Source organism: Pantoea phytobeneficialis (genome assembly GCF_009728735.1).
GTDB classification, from domain to species: domain Bacteria; phylum Pseudomonadota; class Gammaproteobacteria; order Enterobacterales; family Enterobacteriaceae; genus Pantoea; species Pantoea phytobeneficialis.
The window spans coordinates 2,030,123-2,054,369 of sequence record NZ_CP024636.1; the positions used below are offsets into that span (position 1 = coordinate 2,030,123).

Below are 24,247 nucleotides of genomic sequence, written 5' to 3' on the forward strand. Positions count from 1 at the left end.
ATTCATCGGCACTAAAGTTAAAATAACGCACTGAAGCATTATCCCTTTATCTCGCGCGGAAAAACCGCGGCGTACCAATAAAAATGCGCGGGTTATCACAAAATAGAGGCAAAGCAAAAAGACAAATAAATTGTTAAATCGGGCCAGACAGGCAGAGGTGTGAAAAATATATAACGTGATGAATTTTATAATAATTCCATCTCTTTGGAAAAATTTACCATGTGATTAACATCACAAAATTAGGTCTGTAAATATCTTTGTCAATGACCTCGACGGATAAATTCGTAGCAATAATGTGATCTCCATTGCAAATACAAATCCTCTTCACCGGAAGAATGGCTGTCAGAAGCGCAGCGTAAGGAGCAGGATAATGAGAATTGGCATGGTGATCAGCGGTGGTGATGTTACCGGCATAAATAACTTTATCTTTCAGATTTCTCGCTTAACCCAGGCGGATATGGTGTTATTTAACGGCGGCATTCCAGGGTTGCTGGAAAATAAACATCAAGAAATATCGCAGCGTGATCTTGTGGATTATGCCATCGCGGCGATCCCGGTGATGCAATCAGGACGGCCAACGAGAAAATTAATTCGACCGGAATATGAAGCCATAGCGAAACAACTTAAATCGCTACGCATTGACGTATTAATTATGGCCGGAGGCGATGGGTCGCTGCAATTCCTCCATATCCTGAGTGAATTTGGTGTCAATTGCTTTGGCGTTGGTATGACCATCGATAACGATGTATTCGGCAGCGATTATACTATTGGCTTTTCCACCGCCTGTGAACAGGTGCTGAAGGAAGTGGCGAAATTACGTAACACCGGGCGTGGATTGCCGGGGCGCGTATTTATGGTGGAGTTGCTGGGTGGTTATTGTGGCGAATTAACCCTGCAATCAGCGATTAAATCCAATGCGGATTTTGCCTTGATCCCCGAGTGCCAGATTCCGCCGCATGAGCTGGCGGAACGGGTCACGGCACGTCTGGCGCAGCAAAACAGCGTGATTATTCTGTGCTCTGAAGCCTATACCCGCGAATATTCGCCGGGGTTCCAGGGGGCGATCGATACCTTAATTAAACAACTTGAACCTTTGATTGGTGTGCGTATCCGTAAAACCATCATCGGTTACGGCCTGCGTAATGGCGAACCCACCTGTGAAGAAATTTATCAGGGCACCATTATGGCCAGCGAAGTGGCGCGTTGTATTCAGTCGGGAATGCGCAATAAAGCCGTCATTATTAATGGCAGCAATAAACCGATACCCATTGATTTAATAAGCATGAAAAAACGCCTGGTTGACACCGAAGGGCATCATTACAAACTCGCTAAACAACTGCATATTCTGTGAGGAGATAGCCATGCTGAAAATATTATGTGTGTGCGGATGTGGTCTGGGGTCCAGTTTCGCCATCGAAATGAGCGCCAAAGCGGTATTAAAAAAGTTAGAAATTGATGCAGATATCGATCACACCACCATTTCTGAAGCCAATGCGTTTAAATCCGACATGATTTTAACGCAGAAGGCATTTGCCGACGTATTAAATGCCGATGCCAGTCCGGAACAAATGAAACGCGTGATTATTCTCAACAAGCTGACCGATAAGGCGGAAATTGAGCAAAAGATCGTGGCGTTTATGAAAGAACACAACATGAAGGTTGCCAGCCATGAATAGTGTTATTAACTTCCTGGTCAAAGATCTGTTAGGGCAGGCATCGATTCTGATCGCCTTTATTGCCCTGGTGGGTCTGCTGCTGCAAAAAAAATCCGCAGGCAAGGTGGTGGAAGGCACCTTTAAAACCCTGCTCGGTTTCTTAATTATGATGGCGGGTATCAACATCATTGTCGGTACGCTGACCTTCCTGAATACCATCTTTACCCACGGCTTTGGCATGCAGGGTTATATCACCGATGTTGCTGCCATCGCCGGGTTAGCGAACCGCGAGCTGGGTTCAGAGGTGGCGTTGACACTGTTGGTGATCTTTATTGTCAACATCATCATTGCCCGTCTGACACCGTTCAAATACATCTTCCTCACCGGACAGGCGCTGCTGTGGATGGCGACTATCGGTGCGGTGATCGGCTACAAAGCGGGGCTGACAGGCTTACCTCTGATCCTTACCGGCGGCATTTTTGGTGGTGTGATGGCGGTGGTGATGCCGGCACTGGCACAACCGGTAGTTCGTCGCATCACCGACTCGGATGATGTTGCGCTCGGCCACTTCTGCACCATTGGCTACCTGGTGACGGCGGCAGTGGCGAAGGTGGTCGGCAAAGGCTCGCGCTCCACTGAAGACCTGAAGCTGCCGGATAACTTCAAATTCCTGCAAGACACCTATCTGTCGATGGCGGTGGTGATGGTGCCGATGTACCTGATCCCGGCGCTGGCGGCAGGCCCGGCGTTTATCGCTCAGTACAGCAGCGGTATGAACTACCTGATGTACGCCTTTATGCAATCGATTCAGTTCGTGTGCGGGGTGTTTGTGCTGTATAGCGGCGTGCGTCTGCTGCTGAATGAGTTGGTACCTGCCTTCCGGGGTATCGCGATGCGCATCGTACCGGATGCTAAACCGGCACTCGACTGCCCGGTGATGTTCCCCTATGCACCGAATGCGGTGATCGTGGGCTTCCTCGCCACCACCCTTGGGTCGGTCGTTGGCATGCTGGTGTTCCCGATGTTCGGTCTGGCGATGATTTTACCGGGCCTGCTGACCAACTTCTTTGCCGGAGGCACCGCTGGGGTGTTTGGTAACGCGCTTGGTGGTCGTCGCGGCGCGATGATCGGCGGCTTTGTCCACGGTCTGTTCATTACGCTGCTGCCGGCCATTTTGGTACCGATGCTGGAAAGCTACGGTTTCACCGGCGTGACCTTCAGTGATTCAGACGTTATCAGCACTGGCCTGGTACTCGGCCATGCCTTCCAGAATAACTGGCTGTTCGTCGCCCTGTTTATTGTCTTCATTACCCTGATCGCCTGGTTTGTTAACGGAAAATCCCCTAAGCCTCACGAGGAAAATATTCATGAAACTTTATAACTTTACCGATCTGTTACAGGTGGCCAAACAACGTGAATTTAAAGCGCTCGGTTCCTTTAATTTACACTGTCTGGAGATGTTACCGGCTTATTTTAAAGCGGCGGAAAAAACCAATAGTCCTTTAATGATTCAGATCTCTACCGGTACGGCGAAATATCTCGGTCATAAATTGTTGGTCGATGCGATTCGTTCGCTGGCGGAAAGCCGCAATGTACCGACCTGTTTGCATCTGGACCATTGCTCCGACCTGGATGCCATTCAAACGGCGTTGGATGCCGGTTTCAGTTCGGTGATGTATGACGGTTCACATCTGCCGATAGAAGAGAACATCTCCAACACGCGGAAAGTCATTGATATGGCACGCCCGCTGCATGTTTCGGTTGAAGCGGAACTGGGGGCGATCGGCGGTTCAGAAGATGGTAAGTCGGTGGAAATGAACGAAACTTCCTTCACCACCGTGGACGATGCGAAACGTTTCGTGGATGAAACCGGTGTCGATATGCTGGCGATCTCGATTGGTACGGTACATGGGTTATACACCGGCAAAGCACATATCCAGCATCAGCGGCTGGCGGATATTACCCAAGCAACGCACACGCCATTGGTACTGCACGGCGGCACTGGCGTCAGCGATGAAGATATGCGTCTGGCAGTGCGCAGCGGTATCGAAAAAGTGAACGTCGGCACAGAAATGAACGTGCAATGGGTGGCGCGCTGTAAACAGACGTTCGAAAAGGGCAAAGTAAACGACAGCGTGCGCAATTTCCTGGTACCGGCGAATGATGCCGTTACCGATGTGTTAGTCGAAAAAATTCAGTTATTCCGCTAAACCGCATCTTTCATGACGTATTAACCTGAGGTGCCCTGGCGCCATTCGGGGCAGGAGACGCTATGTTCGGATTCAGGAAAAAGGTCCCGGAAAATAACGGGCAGGATCAGCAGGAAATAGATCGTCAGGCTGAAAGTATCAGCGAGAAAATAAACGCGCTGGAGCAGCAGCTGGCAAATAATCCACGGGCGGGGGACACGCAAAAACAATTAATGCTGGAATATAATCGCGCATTAAGTTTATTTGCCAAAAGCCGCCGTTTTCGTCAGGAGATTGATCCGCTGTTCGTCAAAATCGATGAGCTGCGTAATACCATCCGCAAATCGATTTAAGGAGGCGGTATGAGCATCAAACAACTGTTGCAGGAAGCGAATGCGATTCAGGTGGGGATTACCAGCCGTGACTGGCGGGAAGTGATCAGCCTTGCCGCCCGGCCACTGGTGCAGGGCGGCTATGTCAACGCCTCCTATCCCGAAGCGGTGATTGCCAACACCCTGACGCACGGTGCGTATTACGTGTTTGAAGAGGGGATTGCCATCCCTCATGCCCGACCGGAAACCGGAGTACTGAAGGATTGCTTCAGCCTGATTGTGCTGGAGGAACCGGTGTCGTTCGACGGCAGCGACAAGGCGGATATCGTCATCATGTTTGGCGCGCGTGACAGCAATGCGCATATCGAGGAGGGCATCCGCGCGATTGTCACGATGCTGGAGGATGAGGAGACGCTGGTGCGACTGCGCAAAGCCAGCAGTGTGGCGGAGGTAATGGACATCCTATGACAACCCCCACTGAAGAAAAATGCGTGGTGCTGGTCAACGGCATTCCCGCCTCGGGTAAAAGCACACTGGCGCGCGCGCTGGCGCAGCAATTTGGCCTGCCGGTTTTGACGCTGGATAGCCTGAAAGAGCCGTTTATGGCCAGCTTTGCGCCGGTGGATCGCCTGCGCAATCGTCAGCTCGGCTGTGCCGCCTATCAGGCGATATGGAAGATCGTCGGCCAGGCACCGGCCAGTTGCGTTTACCTGATTGATGCCTGGTTTGGTTTTCAACCCAAAGCGGTACTGGAGGAGGGATTGCAACACGCAGGCGTGACGCGGGTGCTGGAACTATGGATGGCGATCACCCCGGATGAAGTGGTGGCGCGCTATCAGGCACGGCTGGAACAGCGTATGCCGGGGCATCCGGGGGCTGAGTATCTGCCCGAACTGCGGCAACTGGCGGAGCGGGCGCAGCCGATGGCGCTCGGTCCGGTGTTGCAACTGGATGCCCGCGCGCCGGACGTGGCCGCTGCACAAGCGTGGTTGCAGCGGCAACTTCAGCGTCAGTCAGCGCGGGCGCTTTCGGCATCGGGTTGAAAGAAGGCCGCCAGCAGGTCGCTGAGTCGTTGATCGCCTCTGCGGTCGGCTGCCAGCTGGCGGCACACCTCGCCCAGCGCCTGATACAGGCGATCGGTTGCCAGCTCGCCCTGATTCAGCGTCGCGATTTCATCCATCTCCGCCGCCCAGCGCCAGGCTTTTGGCAGCATATCCGGGGCGGCTTTTTTCATTCTTTTCAGGATCTGCGGCTGGCTCTCCGTCATCTCCTCATGCAACGCCTCCGCCGCGCCAACCCGACTGGCGTTAATCAGCATCGCTGACACCAACAAGGTGATGCCTTTATTGATCCCGGCGTAGGACATTTTTAGCGCGGATGCCGCGCCGTTTTCCGCCGACATAATGCGCACGCGCAGGCCCAGGTCGCTCAACTCCGCTAACTGGCTGGCGTGGGGGCCGGAAAACCAAAAGCGTGGCCCGTCAGGATTCTGCTCGCCCGGCGGCAGCCCGATAATCGCGCCATCGACAAAAGGTGTGCCGGTGGCTTCAATCACCGCTGCCACCTGTTGCAGCGTTTCCGGGCTGATGGCGTTGCAATCGACGTACAGCGGTTTGCGCGCCGCCGCCTGTAAATGCGGAGCCATCTGCTGCGCCCAACTCAGGGCGAATTCGGGCGGCACAATAGAAAAAATAATGTCGGCGTCACACAGCGCAGCTTCAGGGGCATCGATAATGTGCGCGGCGTGCGCGCGTTGTTGTGAGTCGGCAGAGCGTTGGCTTAACGGGCTGATGACGCGCGCGCCGTGCTGGCTCAGCACCGCCGCAACTGCCGCGCCCATCGCACCCGGTGCGGCAAAGGCAAGGGTTTTCATGATGTGGTCCCACGGGAGTGAAAGCATTGAGTGTGGCTGCGTTTTGTCCGCAATTGGCAAACTCTTTGGTTACAAAGCATGTTTCGTTAATGCGGTGCGTGCAGTATCTACCAGGCTTTTCGATCGTGTGCAGGTATCGTAACCAATATGGAGAATGTGATGAAAATCGATCTACACGGCAAAACAGCGTTAATCACCGCGTCCACCGGCGGCATTGGTTTCGCCATTGCGCAGGGGCTGGCCGAGAGCGGGGCCGAAGTAGTGTTGAACGGGCGCAGTGAGGCGTCGGTCAGTCGGGCGCGAGACAAACTCAATGCTGCGGTGGTGGGGGCGAAAATCCATACTCATATCGCCGATCTCAGCAGCGCACAGGGCGTTGAGACGCTGCTGAAGGGATTGCCTGCCATCGACATTCTGGTGAATAACGCCGGGATCTTTGGTCCGAAAGATTTCTTTGCCACCGACGATGAGACCTGGGAAGCCTACTGGCAGACTAACGTGATGTCCGGCGTGCGGCTATCACGCGCCTTACTGCCGGATATGGTGAAGAAAGGTTGGGGCCGCGTGGTGTTTATCTCTTCCGAGTCTGCGCGCAATATCCCGGTCGATATGGTGCATTACGGCGTGAGTAAAACCGCGCAGCTTTCTCTGGCACGCGGTCTGGCGAAAGTGGTAGCCGGTTCCGGCGTCACGGTGAATAGCGTGTTACCCGGCCCAACAATTTCGGATGGTTTTGCCACCATGATGGCCGACGAAGTGAAACGCACCGGTAAATCGCTGGAGACGCTGGGGAAAGAGTTTGTTATGAGCCAGCGCCCGAGTTCGGTGATCCAGCGGGCCGCTACCGTCGATGAAGTGGCGAATATGGTGGTGTACGTCTGCTCCACTCAGGCGTCGGCCACCTCCGGTGCTGCGCTGCGCGTCGATGGCGGCGTGGTGGATGATATTGTTTAACCAGGCAGAAAAAGCGCGATTATGTGCGGTCCGTAGCGGCGCGATTTATCGCGCAAATCTGTACGCGATTTATCGCGCATACTTACCCAAGAAAATCCTCACGCTGCGGGGTAAAAGTATCCAGCAGCGTGCCCGCTTCCAGGCAGACACAGCCGTGCACCACATTTGGTGCTTTATACAAGGTGTCACCGGCGCCCACTTCTTTGGTCACACCGTTGATGGTGAACGCAAAGCGCCCGGAAAGCACATAGGTCAGTTGTTCATGCGGGTGGTGATGCAGTGGACCTATCGCCTCTTTTTCAAAGCTGACCTCAACCGCCATCATGCGGCCACCGTGCGCCAGCACCCGGCGGGTCACGCCATTCCCCAAATCCTCAACCTGTGTGGCATTGCGGTAGATAAACATCGTCATTCCTCGCAGTTGTGTGACATAACTCACAAGCAAAAGGGCATTTCTCTGCTGCATTTTACTGTTCTTTGATTAAAATGAAACGGTGTTTCAATTTAATATGAAGGATGGATCATGAAAATCGCGTTAATGATGGAAAACAGCCAGGCGGCAAAAAACGCCACCGTATTAACCCAACTGGAGACGGTGGCACAACCGCTGGGTCATCAGGTGTTTAACGTCGGCATGAGCGACGAGCAGGATCATCATCTGACTTATATTCACCTTGGCATCATGGCCAGCGTGCTGCTCAACAGCAAAGCGGTGGATTTCGTGGTCGCCGGATGCGGCACCGGACAGGGCGCATTGATGTCGCTGAATATCCATCCCGGCGTGGTGTGTGGCTACTGCATCGACCCGGCTGACGCTTATCTGTTTGCCCAGATCAATAACGGCAATGCCTTGTCGCTGCCTTTTGCCAAAGGTTTTGGTTGGGGGGCAGAACTCAACCTGCGCTTTATCTTCGAGAAAGCCTTCACCGGGGAGAAAGGGCTGGGTTATCCGCCGGAACGCAAAGAACCACAGGTGCGCAACGCCGGAATCCTTAACCAGGTGAAAGCGGCGGTGGTCAAAGAACATTATCTCGATACCTTGCGTGCGATCGATCCTGAACTGGTGAAAACCGCGCTGAGCGGCCCGCGTTTTCAGCATTGCCTGTTCGAGCATGGGCAGAATGACGAGATTGTGCGTTTTGTGCGTGAGGTGGTGGCGCGTTAACCCTCACCCTAACCCTCTCCCGCAAGCGGGAGAGGGGACCGATCGAGCACATGGCACATCTCTCTCTCCCGCTTGCGTGAGAGGGGACCGATCGAGCATATGGCACATCTCCCTCTCCCGCTTGCGTGAGAGGGGACCGATCGAGCATATGGCACATCTCCCTCTCCCGCTTGCGTGAGAGGGGGCCGATCGAGCATATGGCACATCTCCCTCTCCCGCTTGCGGGAGAGGGCCGGGGTGAGGGCAGAAGACCGCCGGGCATCAAACCGCAGCTATCTCCGGATGTCGACTCGCCTCTACCAGCATCTGCGTATATGGCACCGCCGCCTGTCCTGCCACCAGCGACTCCACATCCAGCGTTTCAAGCACTTTGCCGTGCTGCATCACCGCAACGCGGTGACACAGATGCGCCACCACGCCGAGATCGTGGGTGACCATCAGGTATGTCAGATTTTCCTGTTGCTGCAAGTCACTCAGCAAATTAAGAATCTCCGCCTGCACCGAGACATCCAACGCGGAAGTCGGTTCATCCAGCAGCAACACGCGCGGTTCCAGAATCAGGGCGCGGGCTATCGCCACACGCTGACGTTGACCACCGGAAAGCTGGTGGGGGTAACGCGTTTGCCAGGCGCGGTTTAATCCGACCTTTTCCAGCATGGTCGTCACGCGCTGTTGCCGCTGACTGATGCCATGAATATGCAGCGGCTCCTCAAGAATATCGCCAAGGGTATGGCGTGGATGCAGCGAACCGTAAGGGTCCTGAAACACCATTTGTACTTTGCGGCACAGCGGGCGCGTGATGCGGTGCGCCAGCGGTTGATCGTCAATCGTCAACTCCCCTTGCCAGTGGTTAAACAATCCGGCGAGGCATTTGAGCACCGTGGTTTTGCCGGAACCGGATTCGCCCACCAGGCCGAAGATTTCACCTTCCCGCACTGCCAGGTTAACGTCAAACAGCACCTGATGACGCTGTTCATCCTCGCCAAAACTCAGGTTAAGATTCTGTACCCCGATCATCGGTTTCATGCGTTCTCCTTAAGGTTGCAGCCAGCTGGCCTGACGTTGTAGCACCGGCAGCCGTGGACGACGTTGGTCGATATCGGGCAGCGCCGCCAGTAACCCCTGGGTGTAGGGATGCTGCGCCCGATCGAGGTCGGTGGCGGCTAGCGACTCCACCACCCGCCCGGCATACATCACCAACACCCGGTCGCAAAAATGGCGCACCAGATTGATGTCGTGACTGATAAAAATCAGCCCCAGCCCGCGTTGCTTCACCAGATCATCCAGCAGGCCCAGCACCTGCAAGCGCACGGAAATATCCAGCGCTGAGGTGGGTTCATCAGCGATCACCAGCTCCGGGTCGGTGATCAGCATCATGGCGATCATCACGCGTTGCCCTTGTCCACCGGAGATTTCGTGTGGATAGAGTTGATACACCCGTTCAGGATCGCGGATGCGCACCACATCCAGCATCGCCAGCGCACGCTGGCGGGCTTCATTGCGCTGGCCGGGGTGATGGCTGCGCCAGGCTTCGGCGATCTGTTCACCGATTCGCACTACCGGATTGAGGGAGTATTTCGGGTCCTGCATAATCATTGAGATACGTTTCCCCCGGATAGCACGCATCTCCGCCGGGGTGGCACGCAGCAGATCCACCTCACCAAATTGCATACGTTGTGCGCTGATCTGTGCGCTTCGCGGATGTAACTGCAACAGGGCGCGGCCAACGGTGGATTTACCTGAACCGGATTCGCCGACAATCGCCAGTTTCTCCTGCCCAAGCTGGAAAGAGACGCCACGCACCGCCGGGGTAAGCTGGCGTCCCTGCGCGAAACTGACCTGTAAATCTGCTACGTCGAGTAACGGCGGGGCGTTACTCGCTACGGGGATCGAGGATGTCACGTAAGCCATCTCCTAAGAAATTAAACGCCAGACTGTTCACCAGAATCGCCAGACCTGGCACCGTCACCACCCACCAGCACTCCAGCATATAGCTGCGACCGCTGGCGATCATCGCACCCCATTCCGGGTCCGGCGGCTGTGCGCCGAGGCCGAGAAAGCCCAGCCCGGCAGCGGTAAGAATGATGCCCGCCATATTCATGGTGATACGGATAATCACTGACGGCAGGCACAGCGGGACAATATGTTTCCACAGCACGCGCAGCGGTGAAGCACCCTGTAAACGCACCGCAGAGATAAAATCCGCCTGCCGCAGCGACAACGCTTCGGCACGCGCCAGACGGGCGATCGGCGGCCAGGCGGTAAGGGTAATGGCGATCACCACATGTTCCAGACCAGGACCAAGCGCGGCGACAAAGGCCAGTGCCAGCACCAGACTGGGGAAGGAGATAAAGATATCGGTGACGCGCATCAGCACGCTATCCACCTTGCCGCCAAAATACCCGGCGGTTACGCCCAGCAGCAGGCCAAGTGGGCCGACCGTGACCGACACCAGCAGCACGATATACAGCGTGATGCGCGCCCCCCATACCAGGCGGCTGAAAATGTCGCGACCGAATTCGTCGGTGCCAAACCAGTGCTGCGCGCTGGGGGGACTCAGGGCGTTATTGAGATCCTGAATCAGCGGATGGTATGGCGCGATCCACGGCGCAAACAACGCCGTTACCAGCAACAACATAATGATCGCGCCGCCAATGGCGGTCAGCGGATTGCAGGCCATACGCCAGATAAACTGGCCGCTACGGGACGCAAAACGGCGGAAGCGTGCCAGACGCTCCTGCGCCGCGCTGGTGTAAGAGGTATCCAGCGAAATCGTCATACTTTAGTCCTCGGGTCGAATACCTGATAAAGCAGGTCAGAAATCAGGTTAAGCAGGACAAAAATCAGGCCGACCACCAGCACGCAGCCCATCACCGCATTCATATCGCCCAGCATCAGGCTGCCGGTGAGATAGGAACCAAATCCCGGCCAGGAAAACACCGTTTCGATCAGCACCGCGCCTTCCAGCAACGAACCGTAGGCCAGCGCCACCACCGTCAACAGCTGGACCAGAATATTGCGAAAGGCGTGTTGCCAGATCACCTGCCACTCGGTCAGCCCCTTCACGCGCGCCGTCAGAATGAACTCCTGCGTCAGTTGCGCCAGCATAAAACTGCGCGTCATGCGGCTGATATACGCCAGCGAGTGAAAGCCGAGCAGAGAAGCGGGCAGGATCAGATGATTGAGCGCGCTGGCGAACACGCTGCCATTTCCGGCCAGCAACGCATCGACCAACAGCAACCCGGTGCGGCGCGGCACCAGACCGTCCAGGCTGAAGTCCACCCGTCCGGCACCACCGACCCAGCCAAGATGGGCGTAGAACAGCAGCAGGCCCACCATCCCGACCCAAAAAATCGGTGTCGAGTAACCCGCCAGGCTGATGATGCGCACCACATAATCCACCACGCCATTGCGTCGTGCCGCCGCCCAGACGCCGAGCGGTACACCCAGCCCGGTGCCGATCACAATCGCCAGCGTCGCCAGTTCCACCGTGGCCGGGAAGACGCGCAGGATATCGTTGATCACCGGCTGGCCGGTCAGTAGCGCCATGCCAAGATTGCCGTGCAGCAGGCCATTGAGGTAGATGGCAAACTGCACCCACAAGGGTTTATCAAAGCCGAGTTGATGATAAACCTGCTGATAAGTGGCGTGATCGGCATCCGGTCCGACAATCGCCAACACCGGATCGAGCGGCATCACGCGGCCGATAAAGAAGGTCAACAGCAGCAGGCCCATCAGGGTGATCAGCACCTGCCACCCACGGCTGCGAATGCGCCGCCAGTGGCTTCGCGTCAGTTTCATGGCGTACCTCCTGCCAGGCTATCCGGGGTTTTCCATACGTCGCGCAAAAAGGTGGTGGCCGAAGGATGCGGGATATAATCCTGTACCCGGTTATTCACCACCACGGAATCGACCATTTGCGAGATGGGCATCAACGCCGGTATCAACTGGTCGTAGCGACGTTGAATGGCGAAGTAATCCTGCTGTTGACGGACGCTGTCGCGTTCCAGCAGCGCCTGGTCGATCATCTGGTTGAGTTGCGCATCGTAGAAACCGGTACGCCATCCCTGGAAATTGGTCAGTCTGGCGCTATCGGCGTTGTTCGGGTTGTAGACCAGCGAACGCAGGCTGGAGTGGGGATGCGGTTCCACGCCGCTGCCGCCACGTCCGACCAACAGATTGAATTGGCGCTCACGCATCGCGCCATAGATCTGGTTACCGGTACCGGTGACGATTTTGGCGCGAATGCCACCCTGCATCAGCGTGGACTGAATGGCGATGGCGATATTCAGAAACGGTTGGTCTGCCAGCACGCGCAGGGTGGTGTCAAACCCATTGGGATAACCGGCTTCCGCCAGCAACGCTTTGGCTCGGGGGATATCCAGTTTGTAGCCAGGGTCGGGAAGGGTGGCGGGCATCCCGGCCTGAATCGGACGTTGATGTAGTTCGCCATAACCCGCCATCAGGCTTTTGTTGATGCCCTGATAATCCACCAGATAGCGTACCGCCTCGCGCACTTTGGCACTGGCGAAATGCTTATCCTTCATGCTCATCGCCAGATAGTAAATTGTGCCTTTGGGCACCGCATCGACGGTGAGATCCGGGTCGTGGCGCAGCGCTTTGACATCAGGGATCGCCATATTGCTGGCAATATCGATATCGCCTTTTTCCATCATCAGGCGCAGCGTCTGCGACTCCTGTAAATGGCGGAACACCACGCGCGACAGCTTCGGTGCGCCCCGCCAGTAGTCAGGATCGCGATTCATACGCAGCACGTCTTTCGCCTGCCAGACATCGAGGCGAAACGGGCCGGAACCGGCTTCATGGGTGGTCAGCCAGCGGTTGCCCCAGTCCCCGTTGCTGGCATGCGCCTGCACGGTTTTGCTGTCCAATACCACCATGCTGCCGAGCGCAGCCAGGGAATACAGTACCAGCAGCGGGTCGTTGGCTTTTGGCAGACGCAGGACGACGGTGCGAGCGTCCGGTGCGGTTATCATCTGGTCGACATTGTCTTTGCTGAAACCATAGGATTTCCACACCGACGCCTGGGCCAGATTCAGGTGCAACACCCGGCGCATCGACCACACCACATCCTCACTGGAGAGCGGATTACCAGAATGAAAGGTGACATTGTCACGTAAGTGAAAGGTGAGCTGGCGGTTGTCCGGGCTAATCTCCCAGCGTTCCGCCAGCGCCGGACGGACATGGGTGAGCTGGCGCGGGTCCAGCTCCACCAGCCCGTCATACAGATTCACCACGATGCCCACCACTTCATTACCGGTCATGGCGGCGGGATCGAGGGTTAACAGGTTGTTCATATTCATGCCGACGATCAGCTGATCATCCGGCGTGGCGGCCCGCAAACCGGGGCTGGCCGCCATCAGCAGCAGCGCCATACAGCACGCTGTGCAACGAAGCAAAAGATTCATAAGCAAAGTCCAGCAGGTCAGAGGTTTATTGTTGTTTGCCGTACTGCTTGTGTCGGGGTTACCAGCGATTCAGGGTATGGGTTTCAATCCAGCTAAAGTTGATATCCTCGCCCAGTCCGGGGCGGGTTGGCAGATGCACAAAACCCTGGTCATCCATCGGGTCAACCAGGCTGTTGAGATACGCAGGCGGTTGCTCGTAATCGAGGAACGGATGCAGTAAGCCTCGTTCGTACCAGCGGCAGTTGCGGATGGCGCCCACCACCGCCAGGCTGGCGGCACCGTTGCCGTGGACTTCACAATCCATGCCAAAGGCTTCGGCCAGACTGGCGACTTTCAGGGTGGCGGAGATCCCACCTACGCCGTTGGCCCCGGCACGCAGAATGTCGCAGGCTCCGGCGCGCACCCAGTCAGCGCGGCTGTGATGTTTGCCGCCGAGGCTTTCCGGGCCAAGCACATCAATGCTCAGGTTATCTGCCAGCCAGGCATAAGAGGCCATGCTCTCTTCTTCCATCGGTTCTTCAAACCAGGTGAAGTTGAGTTTTTCCAGCGCCTTACCAATGGTGAGGGCATCGCTGCGGCTGTACCAGTGGTAGCCGTCCAGCATCAGGGCGATATCCGGTCCAACCGCTTCCCGCACCGCCGCACAGGCTTTGATGTCCATGATCGGGCTGGGCGCAAACGACACCGGCGGCATCCAGGTATGCAGCTTAATCGCGCGATAACCGCGCGCCACCAGTTGCTCGGCAAACTGTGCGTACTCATCGGGGGTCGATAAGCCGCCTTCCAGTTGATCGCCACACATGGTGCTGCCATAGGCGGGGATGGTGTCGCGGTAGCCGCCGAGCAGTTTATGCACCGGCAGTTGTAATTTTCGGCCAATCAAGTCCCACAACGCCTGTTCCACCGCCGACAGCGCGCGCTCCGTTAACTGATGGGCGCTGCCGCGTTGCCAGTGCACCAAATCCTGCCATAACCGTTCACGATCAAAAGCGTTTTGCCCCAGCAACACTTTGCGGAAGAAGGCGTTGACCACATGCGGGCGAATCACTTCCGCCGGCGCGAAGGCATAGCCGCAGTGGCCGTCTTCGCTGGTCAGGGTGAGCATGGCCAGTTGTGCATCGCTTTCCGGACCGGGATGCGAATGCCCGGCGCTATCCGATACACGGCGGGTGGGGTAACTGAACAGGGTGACATCAATGGCGCTGATCTTCACGGCAACTCCTCCGGGAATACATACCCATACCTGGGTGTTAATGAAAAATTAAAACGTTGTTTCATTTTTTAATCTAGCGTTCACCTTTTGTTTGCGCATTAGCCAAAATGCGGTAAATCGCGGCGATAAATTGGGCAATTGCATGGGGTGTTGTGAGGGTTTTCACGAAAGACGCACGTTTTGTGAGCGGCGACACAGCCGGCGGGATGTAAAAAAATGTGTCGTGAAGGCTTTTCATTTTCTTTCCGCCAGGTAATAGTGACGCCGCGAAATGCATTAATAATAATCATTATCATTTGTATGGATAGATCACATGAAGAATTGGATGTTAGCGCTGGGGTTACTGACGTTTTCCTTAAGCTCGTCTGCCAAAGTTATTACCGATGTGGCCGGACGCCAGGTTGAGGTGGCGCAGGAGTCAAAACGTATCATTCTGGGGGAGGGGCGACAGATGTACCTGCTGGCGGCCTTCGATACGGCGACCCCTTTTCAGCGCGTGGTAGGCTGGCGCGATGATTTCCACAAGGCGGATTACGATGGCTACATGGCGTATGAGAAACGTTATCCGCAAATCAAGACGTTACCGACTTTCGGCGGGGCAAAAGATGGCACCTTCAACGTAGAACAGGCGCTGACGCTGAAACCTGATTTGGTGTTGATGAACCTCGAATCCAAAGCGGCGACCGACGAAGGCAAACTGATCGAGAAGTTGCAGGCGGTAGGCATTCCGGTGGTGTTTATCGATTTCCGTGAGAAACCGATGGAGCACGCCGAGCAGAGCATCCGTATCATGGGTGAACTGGTCAACAAACCGCAGCGCGCGGAAGAAATTATCGCGTTCCGTCGTGCAGCGATTGCCAAAGTAACCGATCGCCTGAAGAACTTTGACGGCAAACGCCCGAAAGTGATGATTGACCGTGCCGGTGGTTATACCGACGAATGCTGTATGTCATTTGGCAACGAGAACTTCGGTCAGATGGTGGAACTGGCGGGCGGCAGCAATATCGCGAAAGACCTGATTCCTGGCACCTTTGGCACCCTGAATCCTGAACAGATTATCGCCAGCCAGCCGGATGTGGTGGTGGTGACCGGCGCCAACTGGAAGAACTACAACACCGTGGGTAAATGGGTGGGTGTGGGGCCGGGGGCTGACACGAAAGAAGCGGAAGCGCGTCTGCGCACATTGATGATGCGCGATGCGTTTAAAACCTTGCCGGTGGCACATAACGGCAATGCCCATGCGATCTGGCATCAGTTCTACGACAGCCCTTATCAGTTTGTCGCTATTCAGGCGCTGGCGAAGTGGTTGCATCCCGAGTTGTTTGCCGATCTCGACCCGGATGCGACCTTCCGTGAATTCCACGAAAAATTCCTGCCGTTGCCGTATCAGCCGGGTTATTGGGTGACATTACCGGCTGACAAGTCCTGATACAGGACTCAAATGACGGGCAATAAAAAAGGATTTGGCAGCAACGCCAAATCCTTTATTTTTGTTCACGTAACGGCTGGTAACCGGGTGGTGAACGGGGTGCTCAGCACTCATCACAAAACGAATCATAAATTGTGCAGAGAAAGATTTCAAGTTCAGGGAAATTACTGTATGGTTATACAGGTGTTGAGTGCCGGGCGTGATCTCATTGCTTACTGATGACTCCCAGGGGCGCGGATTGTCAAAATCCCGGCAGGTACCAGGTGGTGCTGGCCTGTGGCTTTCACAATGAGCGCCGCTCAGCACTCATCACAGATGTGCTAAGGCGTTCGGCGGGTGGAGTCAAAGTCCCGAATGTCGCAAGGCGCGCTCCTGTCACGGGAGAAGGAAAGTGATGGAACTGATTAGATTACTGTTGGACCTGGTCCGGGTTATCTTGCAGATCATCGTTGCCCTTTTGCAACTGACCGGTCAGGCCCACTGACCGGAACTTGAATCAAGGCGGAGCTGACCACTCCGCCTTTTTTCGTCGGTCACGGCTTGATTCATCTTTCGCTCGTCGCGGCGCGATTTATCGCGCGGGTTTTCGTGCACCAGCGGAAGGGCGCGCGATAAATCGCGCTGCTACCAGATCATCGTTGCCCTTTTGCAACTGACCGGTCAGGCCCACTGACCGGAACGTGAATCAAGGCGGAGCTGACCACTCCGCCTTTTTTCGTTCGTCACGGCTTGATTCATCTTTTGTTCGTAGCGGCGCGATTTATCGCGCATTCTTTTCGTGCCGCGGCTCAAACCTGCGCGAAAAATCGCGCCGCAACATGTTAAGGTGTGGAATTCTGCCCGTTTTCTCTCACCTGAACAGGACGCCAAAGGAATGCCTCATCCTTCGTCACAACCCACCGCCCCGGCTGGCAGCACGCTCTGGTTGGCGCTGCTGGTGGCGCTGACTTTCTTTATGGAAAACCTTGATGCCACGGTGATCGTCACCGCCATCCCACAAATGGCGCGTGAGTTTGTCGTCGGGCCAGTGGCGCTGAATGTCGGTATCAGTGCCTATTTATTAGCGGTGGCGATCTTTATCCCAATCAGCGGTTGGCTGGCCGGACGCTTTGGCGCGCGCAACCTGTTCGCCGCCGCGATTCTGTTGTTTACCCTCGCATCGGTGTTGTGTGGCGTCAGCGACAACCTGCCACTGTTCACCTTTAGCCGGGTATTGCAGGGCATCGGCGGCGCGCTAATGGTGCCGGTTGGACGCATGGTGGTGCTGGGGGTGACGGCGAAAAAGCAGATGGTGAAAACCATCGCGGTAATCACCTGGCCGGGACTGATTGCGCCGGTGCTGGGGCCGCCGCTGGGCGGTTTGATCGTGACTTACGGACACTGGTCGTGGATCTTCTGGTTGAATATTCCGTTAGGTATCCTGGCGCTGGTTGCCACCTGGTGGCTGGTGCCGCAAAGCCGCAACCACGCGCTGCGGCCATTCGATGGTCTGGGGTTTGTCTATACCGCCCTGGCCTGTGTGACGCTGGTCAGCGGGCTGGAACTGCTGGGACACAGCGAACTGACCAGCGGATTGTTGTTGCTGGTGGTGGGGATCGCCAGCGCGGTACTGAGCTATCGCCATAGCCTGCGTCATCCGGCTCCGCTGTTGCCCTTTGGGACGCTTGCCATTCCCACTTTCCGCAGTACGGCAATTGCCGGGTCGTATTTCAGGGCGTCGATTAACGCCATTCCCTTCCTGTTGCCGCTGCTGTTTCAGCTCAGTTTCGGCTGGAGCGCGGTGCAGGCCGGTTCGATGGTGTTATGGGTTTTTGCCGGTAATCTGGCGATGAAACCGGCCACCACCTGGCTGATGAACCGCTTCGGTTTTCGCCGCATTTTGCTGTGGAATGGCTTGATCAGTCTGCTGGCGGTGCTGAGCTGTGTGCTACTCAGTCCATCCCTGAGTTATTTTGCTATCGCCACCATCCTGTTTATTGGTGGGTTGACGCGTTCGCTGCAATTCAGTTGCTACAACAGCCTCGGCTTTGCCGACGTGCCGCAGGAGAAGATGGCGGATGCCTCGGTGATTTTCAGTATCTTTTTCCAGTTCAGCATGAGTGCGGGTATCGCGATTTCGGCGCTGCTGATGCGGATATCAATGGGATGGCGCGACAGCAACGTTCCGGGTCAGATGGATGTGAATGTGGCCTTTATCGGCATATCGCTGCTGGTAGCCTGTTCACTGGTCAATGTCTGGCGACTGGAGAAGAACGCCGGACAGCAACTGCTGAAACAAAGAAACGGTTGATCCGTAGCGGCGCGATTTATCGCGCAGTTCTGTGCACGATTTTGGAAAAACCTGCGCGATAAATCGCGCCGCTACGTCAGGTTAGAACACCAGTTGCACTTTGGCTGCACGCTCTTTATCGGCGGCCAGTTCCAGCGCACTGACTGCCTCGGTCATCGCTATCTCAGCCGAAAGCAGCGGCAGGGGGTTGATCTTGCCGGATTCCAGCCAGCGCACCGCGGTAGTGAACTCACCGGTAAAGCGGAAAGAGCCGCGCAGTTGCACTTCTTTGACCAGCAGTGGGCCAACGGGATAGTTCACTTCGGGCGCCCCCATCCCCAACTGCACGATAATGCCGCCGGGGCGGGTAAAACTGACGGCAGAGGCCACGGCAGCGGATGCGCCGGAGGCTTCAAAGCAGACATCAAACGCACCGCCATTTTCCGTCCAGCCTTGCGTGACATCTCCGTCGCGTGGGTCAGCCGTCAGACTGGCACCCATTTGCTGCGCCAGATCACGGCAACGTTCGCTGATATCAGTCGCCATCACTTCGGTGGCACCCGAGGCCAGCGCGGCGGCAATCACCAGACAACCAATCGGCCCGGCTCCGGTCACCAGCACGCGTTTCCCGGTTAAATCGCCTGCCTGACGCACCGCATGGATACACACCGCCAGCGGCTCGGCAAAGGCGATGATCTTCGGATCAGATGTGGCGGCAAAAGGCACGCACTGCACCGGGTTAACGGCAACGTACTCGGCAAAGCCGCCGTTAACGTGGGGATAAAACTGGGCGCTTCCCATAAAGCGCATGGAACGGCAGAGATTTTGTTTGCCCTCCAGACAAAACGCGCATTGCTGGCACGGTTGCGACGGATTGATTGCCACCCGTTGCCCTGGCTGTAAACCACTCTGCGCCGGAGCTTGATCGACGATGCCGACAAACTCATGGCCCAACACCATCGGCGCTTTCAATACCGACATCCCTGCGCGGCCATGCTGGTAATAATGAATATCGGAGCCGCAAATGCCTCCACGCTCAACGCGCACCAGCACCTGATGTTCTTGCCACTCAATCTCGCGGGATTCACAGCGCACATCATGGGCGGCGCTCACCACCACGGCGTTAACGGTTTTCTTTTGCATTATGCTTCTCTCTGTAAATCAGTGGGCGTATCAAAACGTGAGTTGGCATTTCCCGGCTGTTCCTCGCTGGGTGGCGTCAGCACCTCAATTTTTCCGACCAGTAACAAATAAGCGAGGAATCCGCACAGCGCGACGGCGGCGATGTACCACATCGCGTACTGGAAATTCTGTGTACGCTGCAAAATCACCCCGATAATGATCGGGCTGACGATGCCGGACAGATTGCCGAAAATATTCAGGAAGCCACCAATGGTGCCGATCAGATGGCGCGGGATCACGTCACTGCACACCACCCAGCCGAGGTTGGAGAAGGCGTTGGCAAAGAAGGCGATGGATAAGATGGCGATGGCAATCACCGGGCTGTCCTGGAAAAAATTCACCAGCGCAATCGAGCAGGTCAGCAACATCCCCGTCATGACCGGCAGCTTACGGGCGAAGGTGCGGCTATGGCCGCGTTTCAGCAGCATATCGCTCAGGGTGCCGCCGCACAGTACGCCCGCCATCGCCATCAGATAGGGGAACATCGCACCAATTCCGGCTTTATCAATCGACAGATGCAATCCCTTCTCGAGGTAGACGATAAACCACGTCAGGAAAAAGTAGAGGGTTGAGGAGGCCGCGAACTGCGCAATAAACAGCCCCCAGGTAATACGCTGGCGCAGGATGTAACGCACGGACGGCCAGTTGACACCGGGGTTTTGATTCTGCTGGTTGCTGGAGCCGTAGCCACCCCCCTGGCGAATCACCGCCAGTTCCGCGCTGTTGACGCGGGAACTGTGCTGCGGGTCGCGATAGGCAATCAACCAGTAGACGCCGAACACAATGCCAATCAAGCCGGAGATGTAAAACGACATCTCCCATCCCCACTGGCTGACAATAAATGAAAGCGCCGGTGTCAGCAGAGCCAGGCCAATATATTGCGCACTGGAGTAGGTGGCCGTGGCGCGAGCGCGTTCATGGTCGGGGAACCAGGTGGCGATGATCTTGGTGTTGGAGGGGAAGGAGGGCGCTTCCGCCACGCCGATCAGCGCACGACACACCAGCAGCATCATAAATGAGGCGGTGGCGGTAGTGAAAAAGTGATGCGATGCCAGCCCCATCAACAGGGTAAAGAAGCTCCACAGTACAATGGCGCTGCCGTACAGCCAGCGTGAACCAATTCGGTCAAGCAGATAGCCGACCGGGATCTGGCTCATGGCGTAGAACCAGGTAAACATCGAAAACAGCAGCCCCAGTTGGGTTGCCGAGAGGAAGAACTCTCCCTGGATGTGAGAGCCAGCAACGGACAGGTTGGCCCGGTCCATATAGTTAATTGCCGTGACAACAAACAGCATCGCCAGAACAGAAAGTCGGGTACGAGTCGGTTTCATATTCAGCCTTTACCGTGAATGGTTTTTTATCGGTGAAGTGACGAGGGATTTATAAGGTGGCCAGCCAGCCGCCATCGACATAGATCATCTGGCCGTTGACGTAATTTGAGGCGTCAGAAGCCAGATAAACTGCGGTGCCAATCAGTTCTTCAGGTTTACCCCAGCGGCCGGAGGGGTTGCTGTTGCACACCCATTGATTGAACTCTGCGTTATCGACTAACGCTGCGTTCATATCGGTCAGGATGTAGCCCGGCCCGATGCCATTGGTCTGGATATTAAACGGCGCCCATTCGGCCGCCATCGATTTGGTCAGCAGTTTGATGCCGCCTTTGGCGGCGGTGTAGGGGGCCACCGTGGCGCGGGCAGCCTCACTGGTCAGCGAGCCGATATTGATGATTTTGCCGCCGCTGTTGCGTGCCACCATACGACGGGCCGCCGCGCGTGCCACCAGAAAGGCGCTGGTCAGATTGACGTCCAGCACGCGCTGCCAGTCAGCCAGCGCCAGTTCCAGCATCGGTTTGCGAAACTGGATCCCTGCGTTATTGATCACGATATCTACCGCGATCTGCTCGGCGTCCAGTCGGGCGAACACCGCTTCGATTTCGGCTTCATCCGCCACATTGAACAGGAACCCGTGTGCATCGCAGCCCTGGGCTTTGAGGCTTGCCAGTGCCTGCTGCATATGTTCTTCACGGGTGCCGTTCAGGATCACGCGAGCGCCAGCCTGAGCCAGTCCCTGCGCATAAGCCAGACCAAGTCCCCGCGTTGAACCGGTAATCAGCGCGGTTTTGCCGCTAAGGTTAAATAAGTTTTGCATAGCAATTTATCCCTTGATGTAACATGACTAACAAGTTGCATGGGGACGTTGTACGTGAAGCCGATATTGACAGCAATTACCAGGCGCAGTAATTGCCGGTCAGCTCACAGTTTTGCGCAGCGTTCTGCGCGGGGTACATTGAAGGTTTCTGTCTTAAATCAATGAATTTAATAGAATAATCATTCTATTCTGATGGCATTGTCGGACAGGGTGATCATTTTTCCCTTGTCAGGCGGAGTGTGAAGCGTTAAAACCTCATACATGTAGGACAAGTGAGAATAACCGGTGAGCCTGGAAAGCGTCCAAAAGCATAATGTCGTCGATGTTATCTACGAACAGATGAAACAAAACATTCAGAACGGCGTCTGGGAATCAGGTTGCAAGCTGCCTTCGGAGGCGGAGTTAACCGCCACCTTCCAGGTGAGTCGCGTCAGTGTGCGCAGTGCGGTGCAGAAGCTGCGTGATCTGGGCGTGGTGGTGACACACCAGGGGAAGGGGACCTATGTCACCCGCGACCTGGCCCGCTACGACGCCTTCAGTGACAACGCGCCAATCCTGCATCTGTCGCAGGAAGAGTTCGATGATATGCGGGTGTTTCGCCAGACGGTCGAATTCCGTTGCATGGAGCTGGCGGTGCAGAACGCCACGGATGAAGATGTTCAGGCGCTGGAAAAGGCGCTGAACCGCATGCTGGTGAGTCGTGACGACTACAAAAAGTATTCGCTGGCGGATTATGATTTTCATCTGGCAATCGTCAAAGCCTCGCACAACAAGGTGTTTATTCACGTTATGGAATCCCTGAAAGGGATCTACGTGCATTACCTTGAGGAGTTGAACCGGGTGTTGGGCATCACCCTTGAAAGCGTGGAAGCGCATATCAAGGTGTTTATGGCGCTGAAAAACCGCGATGCGGCCCTGGCAACCGAGACGCTGAACAGCGCCATGACCCACAACGTCCATGCCATCGAGGACGTGCGCCACAATTGTTAACGAAAAGCCCCTATGCGCCGCTACGTCGGGTATCAGATCAGGGGCTTTTTTTGACGCATAACATGTAGGACATCATACAGGATAAGCGAGGATTTCATGAGTGAACTGAAAATTACCGACGTCAAAACCATTCTTACCGCCCCAGGGGGGATTGATCTGGTGGTGGTAAAGATCGAAACCAGTGAACCGGGACTGTACGGCCTGGGCTGCGCCACCTTTACCCAGCGTATTTATGCGGTAGCGGCCGCGATTGAAAATTACATCAAACCCTTTTTAATCGGCAAAGATCCGGCGCGTATCGAAGACCTGTGGCAATCGGCCGCTGTCAGCGGCTACTGGCGCAATGGCCCGGTAATGAACAATGCGCTCTCCGGTATGGACATGGCGTTGTGGGATATCAAAGGCAAACTCGCCAATTTGCCGGTGTATCAACTGTTAGGCGGCAAATGCCGGGATGGCATTGCGCTTTACCGGCACTGCGATGGGGCGGATGAAGTCGAAGTCGAGGACAATATCCGGGCACGGATGGAGGAAGGCTACCAGTATGTCCGTTGTCAGGTGGGGATGTATGGCGGCGCTGGCACCGATGATTTGCGCCTGATTGCCGGAAAGCTGGCGCGGGCGAAAAATATCCAGCCTAAAGTATCGCCGCGCAGCCAGACCCACGGCATCTATTTTGACCCTGACGCCTATGCGCGAGCCGTGCCGCGCTTGTTCGATCACCTGCGTAACAAGCTGGGATTTGGGGTGGAATTTATCCACGACGTGCACGAGCGCATCACGCCAATCGCCGCGATTCAGATGGCAAAATCACTGGAGCCGTATCAACTATTTTTCCTTGAAGACCCTGTTGCGCCAGAGAACATCGACTGGTTAAACAAACTGCGTGCGCAGAGCAGCACCCCGATAGCGATGGGGGAACTCTTTACCCAGATCAACGAATGGAAACCGCTGATCCAGCAGCAATTGATCGATTATATCCGCTGCCATGTCAGCACCATTGGTGGCATCACCCCAGCGAAGAAACTGGCCACGCTGGCGGAGTTGTACGGCGTACGTACCGCCTGGCATGGTCCGGGTGATATCTCACCGGTTGGCGTGGCGGCCAACCTGCATATCGATATGAGCATTACCAACCTGGGGATTCAGGAATATACGCCGGTCAATGAAGCGCTTCAGGCGGTGTTCCCCGGTTGCCCGGAAATTGACCGTGGATACGCCTATCTGAGTGAACGTCCGGGATTAGGGGTGGATATTGACGAGAAATTGGCGGCGAAATACCCGGTTTCCGGTGGTCTGCCGGAGTGGACCAATGCACGTTTACCGGACGGCACTGCCGCCCGGCCATAAAGGTTACGCCGGATGGTACTTTTGCCATCTGGCTGTCATCTTGCCCGGTTAGGTTGATGTCTCGTCGCT

24 protein-coding genes are annotated in these 24,247 nt (G+C 55.8%); 13 read left to right on the forward strand and 11 right to left on the reverse strand.

The features are described 5' to 3' along the window. Positions 1-370: 370 nt before the first annotated feature. From CTZ24_RS09465 to CTZ24_RS09495, 7 genes are all read left to right on the forward strand, one after another. Positions 371-1,351, forward strand: a complete 981-nt coding sequence (locus tag CTZ24_RS09465) for a 6-phosphofructokinase (protein WP_021183369.1) — start codon at positions 371-373, stop codon at positions 1,349-1,351. 10 nt (positions 1,352-1,361) lie between these two features. Beyond that, on the forward strand, positions 1,362-1,676 hold the full coding sequence (locus CTZ24_RS09470; RefSeq protein ID WP_013508968.1) for a PTS sugar transporter subunit IIB: 315 nt from the start codon (positions 1,362-1,364) through the stop codon (positions 1,674-1,676). Then, positions 1,669-3,036, forward strand: a complete 1,368-nt coding sequence (locus CTZ24_RS09475) for a PTS sugar transporter subunit IIC (protein ID WP_208725393.1) — start codon at positions 1,669-1,671, stop codon at positions 3,034-3,036. Before CTZ24_RS09470 ends, CTZ24_RS09475 begins: the two co-directional genes overlap by 8 nt. Continuing rightward, positions 3,023-3,865 carry a class II fructose-bisphosphate aldolase gene (locus CTZ24_RS09480; RefSeq protein WP_208725394.1) on the forward strand — a complete coding sequence of 281 codons (843 nt, stop codon included), beginning with the start codon at positions 3,023-3,025 and terminating at the stop codon, positions 3,863-3,865. The genes CTZ24_RS09475 and CTZ24_RS09480 overlap by 14 nt, the downstream gene beginning before the upstream one ends. Positions 3,866-3,927: 62 nt before the next feature. After that, positions 3,928-4,197, forward strand: a complete 270-nt coding sequence (locus tag CTZ24_RS09485) for a hypothetical protein (RefSeq protein WP_021183366.1) — start codon at positions 3,928-3,930, stop codon at positions 4,195-4,197. A gap of 9 nt (positions 4,198-4,206) precedes the next feature. After that, the gene (locus CTZ24_RS09490; protein ID WP_021183365.1) at positions 4,207-4,644 is read left to right on the forward strand and encodes a PTS sugar transporter subunit IIA; all 438 of its coding nucleotides are present in this window, start codon (positions 4,207-4,209) and stop codon (positions 4,642-4,644) included. Continuing rightward, complete coding sequence (locus tag CTZ24_RS09495) at positions 4,641-5,219, forward strand: P-loop nucleotide/nucleoside kinase family protein (protein WP_208725395.1); 579 nt, start codon at positions 4,641-4,643, stop codon at positions 5,217-5,219. The genes CTZ24_RS09490 and CTZ24_RS09495 overlap by 4 nt, the downstream gene beginning before the upstream one ends. On the opposite strand, the gene CTZ24_RS09500 is transcribed toward CTZ24_RS09495, so the two are convergent. Further along, positions 5,186-6,049 carry an NAD(P)-dependent oxidoreductase gene (locus CTZ24_RS09500; protein ID WP_208725396.1) on the reverse strand — a complete coding sequence of 288 codons (864 nt, stop codon included), beginning with the start codon at positions 6,047-6,049 and terminating at the stop codon, positions 5,186-5,188. The genes CTZ24_RS09495 and CTZ24_RS09500 overlap by 34 nt on opposite strands. 159 nt (positions 6,050-6,208) lie before the next feature. Between CTZ24_RS09500 and CTZ24_RS09505 the strand changes: the two genes are divergently transcribed. Next, on the forward strand, positions 6,209-7,003 hold the full coding sequence (locus CTZ24_RS09505; RefSeq protein WP_036625300.1) for an SDR family NAD(P)-dependent oxidoreductase: 795 nt from the start codon (positions 6,209-6,211) through the stop codon (positions 7,001-7,003). A gap of 82 nt (positions 7,004-7,085) precedes the next feature. Here CTZ24_RS09505 and CTZ24_RS09510 read toward each other — a convergent pair whose 3' ends face one another. Further along, on the reverse strand, positions 7,086-7,409 hold the full coding sequence (locus CTZ24_RS09510; protein WP_208725397.1) for a cupin domain-containing protein: 324 nt from the start codon (positions 7,407-7,409) through the stop codon (positions 7,086-7,088). Between the two features lie 117 nt (positions 7,410-7,526). On the opposite strand from CTZ24_RS09510, the gene CTZ24_RS09515 reads away from it, so the two are divergent. Beyond that, positions 7,527-8,168, forward strand: coding sequence for an RpiB/LacA/LacB family sugar-phosphate isomerase (locus CTZ24_RS09515; protein WP_208725398.1), 642 nt, complete (start codon positions 7,527-7,529; stop codon positions 8,166-8,168). 261 nt (positions 8,169-8,429) lie between these two features. Here the strand turns inward: CTZ24_RS09515 and CTZ24_RS09520 are convergent, their stop codons facing one another. Genes CTZ24_RS09520 through CTZ24_RS09545 form a run of 6 tightly spaced genes read right to left on the reverse strand, consistent with a single transcriptional unit; the run spans position 8,430 to position 14,810 of the window. Then, entirely contained in the window at positions 8,430-9,185 is a 756-nt protein-coding gene (locus CTZ24_RS09520) for an ABC transporter ATP-binding protein (protein ID WP_208725534.1), read from the reverse strand. Positions 9,186-9,203: 18 nt separating this feature from the next. Next, complete coding sequence (locus CTZ24_RS09525; protein ID WP_208725399.1) at positions 9,204-10,070, reverse strand: ABC transporter ATP-binding protein; 867 nt, start codon at positions 10,068-10,070, stop codon at positions 9,204-9,206. Then, complete coding sequence (locus CTZ24_RS09530) at positions 10,042-10,947, reverse strand: ABC transporter permease (RefSeq protein ID WP_208725400.1); 906 nt, start codon at positions 10,945-10,947, stop codon at positions 10,042-10,044. Before CTZ24_RS09530 ends, CTZ24_RS09525 begins: the two co-directional genes overlap by 29 nt. Beyond that, a complete protein-coding gene (locus CTZ24_RS09535; protein ID WP_208725401.1) occupies positions 10,944-11,969 on the reverse strand; it encodes an ABC transporter permease in 1,026 nt (341 codons plus the stop codon). The genes CTZ24_RS09530 and CTZ24_RS09535 overlap by 4 nt, the downstream gene beginning before the upstream one ends. Beyond that, positions 11,966-13,597 carry an ABC transporter substrate-binding protein gene (locus CTZ24_RS09540; RefSeq protein ID WP_036625285.1) on the reverse strand — a complete coding sequence of 544 codons (1,632 nt, stop codon included), beginning with the start codon at positions 13,595-13,597 and terminating at the stop codon, positions 11,966-11,968. The genes CTZ24_RS09535 and CTZ24_RS09540 overlap by 4 nt, the downstream gene beginning before the upstream one ends. A 58-nt stretch (positions 13,598-13,655) precedes the next feature. After that, positions 13,656-14,810: a mandelate racemase family protein gene (locus tag CTZ24_RS09545; RefSeq protein WP_021183354.1), complete on the reverse strand. Its 1,155-nt coding sequence runs from the start codon at positions 14,808-14,810 to the stop codon at positions 13,656-13,658. A gap of 313 nt (positions 14,811-15,123) precedes the next feature. Between CTZ24_RS09545 and CTZ24_RS09550 the strand changes: the two genes are divergently transcribed. Both CTZ24_RS09550 and CTZ24_RS09555 read left to right on the forward strand, forming a co-directional pair. Next, complete coding sequence (locus CTZ24_RS09550; RefSeq protein WP_036625282.1) at positions 15,124-16,239, forward strand: ABC transporter substrate-binding protein; 1,116 nt, start codon at positions 15,124-15,126, stop codon at positions 16,237-16,239. Between the two features lie 874 nt (positions 16,240-17,113). Further along, positions 17,114-18,529, forward strand: coding sequence for an MFS transporter (locus tag CTZ24_RS09555; RefSeq protein WP_208725402.1), 1,416 nt, complete (start codon positions 17,114-17,116; stop codon positions 18,527-18,529). 81 nt (positions 18,530-18,610) lie between these two features. Here the strand turns inward: CTZ24_RS09555 and idnD are convergent, their stop codons facing one another. From idnD to CTZ24_RS09570, 3 genes are read right to left on the reverse strand one after another with little or no spacing between them, the layout of a single operon-like run. Next, entirely contained in the window at positions 18,611-19,651 is a 1,041-nt protein-coding gene (idnD, locus tag CTZ24_RS09560) for an L-idonate 5-dehydrogenase (RefSeq protein WP_208725403.1), read from the reverse strand. Beyond that, a complete protein-coding gene (locus tag CTZ24_RS09565; RefSeq protein WP_208725404.1) occupies positions 19,651-21,021 on the reverse strand; it encodes an MFS transporter in 1,371 nt (456 codons plus the stop codon). Before CTZ24_RS09565 ends, idnD begins: the two co-directional genes overlap by 1 nt. Positions 21,022-21,070: 49 nt before the next feature. After that, entirely contained in the window at positions 21,071-21,838 is a 768-nt protein-coding gene (locus CTZ24_RS09570; protein WP_208725405.1) for an SDR family oxidoreductase, read from the reverse strand. 285 nt (positions 21,839-22,123) lie between these two features. Between CTZ24_RS09570 and CTZ24_RS09575 the strand changes: the two genes are divergently transcribed. Both CTZ24_RS09575 and CTZ24_RS09580 read left to right on the forward strand, forming a co-directional pair. Continuing rightward, positions 22,124-22,828, forward strand: coding sequence for a FadR/GntR family transcriptional regulator (locus tag CTZ24_RS09575; RefSeq protein ID WP_021183334.1), 705 nt, complete (start codon positions 22,124-22,126; stop codon positions 22,826-22,828). Positions 22,829-22,924: 96 nt separating this feature from the next. Then, entirely contained in the window at positions 22,925-24,178 is a 1,254-nt protein-coding gene (locus CTZ24_RS09580; protein WP_021183333.1) for an enolase C-terminal domain-like protein, read from the forward strand. Positions 24,179-24,247: the final 69 nt, after the last annotated feature.

Bases quoted from the DNA above. Each gene is read 5' to 3' on its own strand.
- CTZ24_RS09515 (WP_208725398.1), top strand. From the start codon at position 7,527: ATGAAAATCGCGTTAATGATGGAAAACAGCCAGGCGGCAAAAAACGCC.
- CTZ24_RS09495 (WP_208725395.1), top strand. From the start codon at position 4,641: ATGACAACCCCCACTGAAGAAAAATGCGTGGTGCTGGTCAACGGCATT.
- CTZ24_RS09485 (WP_021183366.1), top strand. From the start codon at position 3,928: ATGTTCGGATTCAGGAAAAAGGTCCCGGAAAATAACGGGCAGGATCAG.
- CTZ24_RS09580 (WP_021183333.1), top strand. From the start codon at position 22,925: ATGAGTGAACTGAAAATTACCGACGTCAAAACCATTCTTACCGCCCCA.
- CTZ24_RS09540 (WP_036625285.1), bottom strand. From the start codon at position 13,597: ATGAATCTTTTGCTTCGTTGCACAGCGTGCTGTATGGCGCTGCTGCTG.
- CTZ24_RS09570 (WP_208725405.1), bottom strand. From the start codon at position 21,838: ATGCAAAACTTATTTAACCTTAGCGGCAAAACCGCGCTGATTACCGGT.
- CTZ24_RS09555 (WP_208725402.1), top strand. From the start codon at position 17,114: ATGCCTCATCCTTCGTCACAACCCACCGCCCCGGCTGGCAGCACGCTC.
- CTZ24_RS09530 (WP_208725400.1), bottom strand. From the start codon at position 10,947: ATGACGATTTCGCTGGATACCTCTTACACCAGCGCGGCGCAGGAGCGT.
- idnD (WP_208725403.1), bottom strand. From the start codon at position 19,651: ATGCAAAAGAAAACCGTTAACGCCGTGGTGGTGAGCGCCGCCCATGAT.
- CTZ24_RS09480 (WP_208725394.1), top strand. From the start codon at position 3,023: ATGAAACTTTATAACTTTACCGATCTGTTACAGGTGGCCAAACAACGT.
- CTZ24_RS09465 (WP_021183369.1), top strand. From the start codon at position 371: ATGAGAATTGGCATGGTGATCAGCGGTGGTGATGTTACCGGCATAAAT.
- CTZ24_RS09505 (WP_036625300.1), top strand. From the start codon at position 6,209: ATGAAAATCGATCTACACGGCAAAACAGCGTTAATCACCGCGTCCACC.
- CTZ24_RS09475 (WP_208725393.1), top strand. From the start codon at position 1,669: ATGAATAGTGTTATTAACTTCCTGGTCAAAGATCTGTTAGGGCAGGCA.
- CTZ24_RS09550 (WP_036625282.1), top strand. From the start codon at position 15,124: ATGAAGAATTGGATGTTAGCGCTGGGGTTACTGACGTTTTCCTTAAGC.
- CTZ24_RS09535 (WP_208725401.1), bottom strand. From the start codon at position 11,969: ATGAAACTGACGCGAAGCCACTGGCGGCGCATTCGCAGCCGTGGGTGG.
- CTZ24_RS09510 (WP_208725397.1), bottom strand. From the start codon at position 7,409: ATGTTTATCTACCGCAATGCCACACAGGTTGAGGATTTGGGGAATGGC.
- CTZ24_RS09520 (WP_208725534.1), bottom strand. From the start codon at position 9,185: ATGATCGGGGTACAGAATCTTAACCTGAGTTTTGGCGAGGATGAACAG.
- CTZ24_RS09490 (WP_021183365.1), top strand. From the start codon at position 4,207: ATGAGCATCAAACAACTGTTGCAGGAAGCGAATGCGATTCAGGTGGGG.
- CTZ24_RS09500 (WP_208725396.1), bottom strand. From the start codon at position 6,049: ATGAAAACCCTTGCCTTTGCCGCACCGGGTGCGATGGGCGCGGCAGTT.
- CTZ24_RS09470 (WP_013508968.1), top strand. From the start codon at position 1,362: ATGCTGAAAATATTATGTGTGTGCGGATGTGGTCTGGGGTCCAGTTTC.
- CTZ24_RS09565 (WP_208725404.1), bottom strand. From the start codon at position 21,021: ATGAAACCGACTCGTACCCGACTTTCTGTTCTGGCGATGCTGTTTGTT.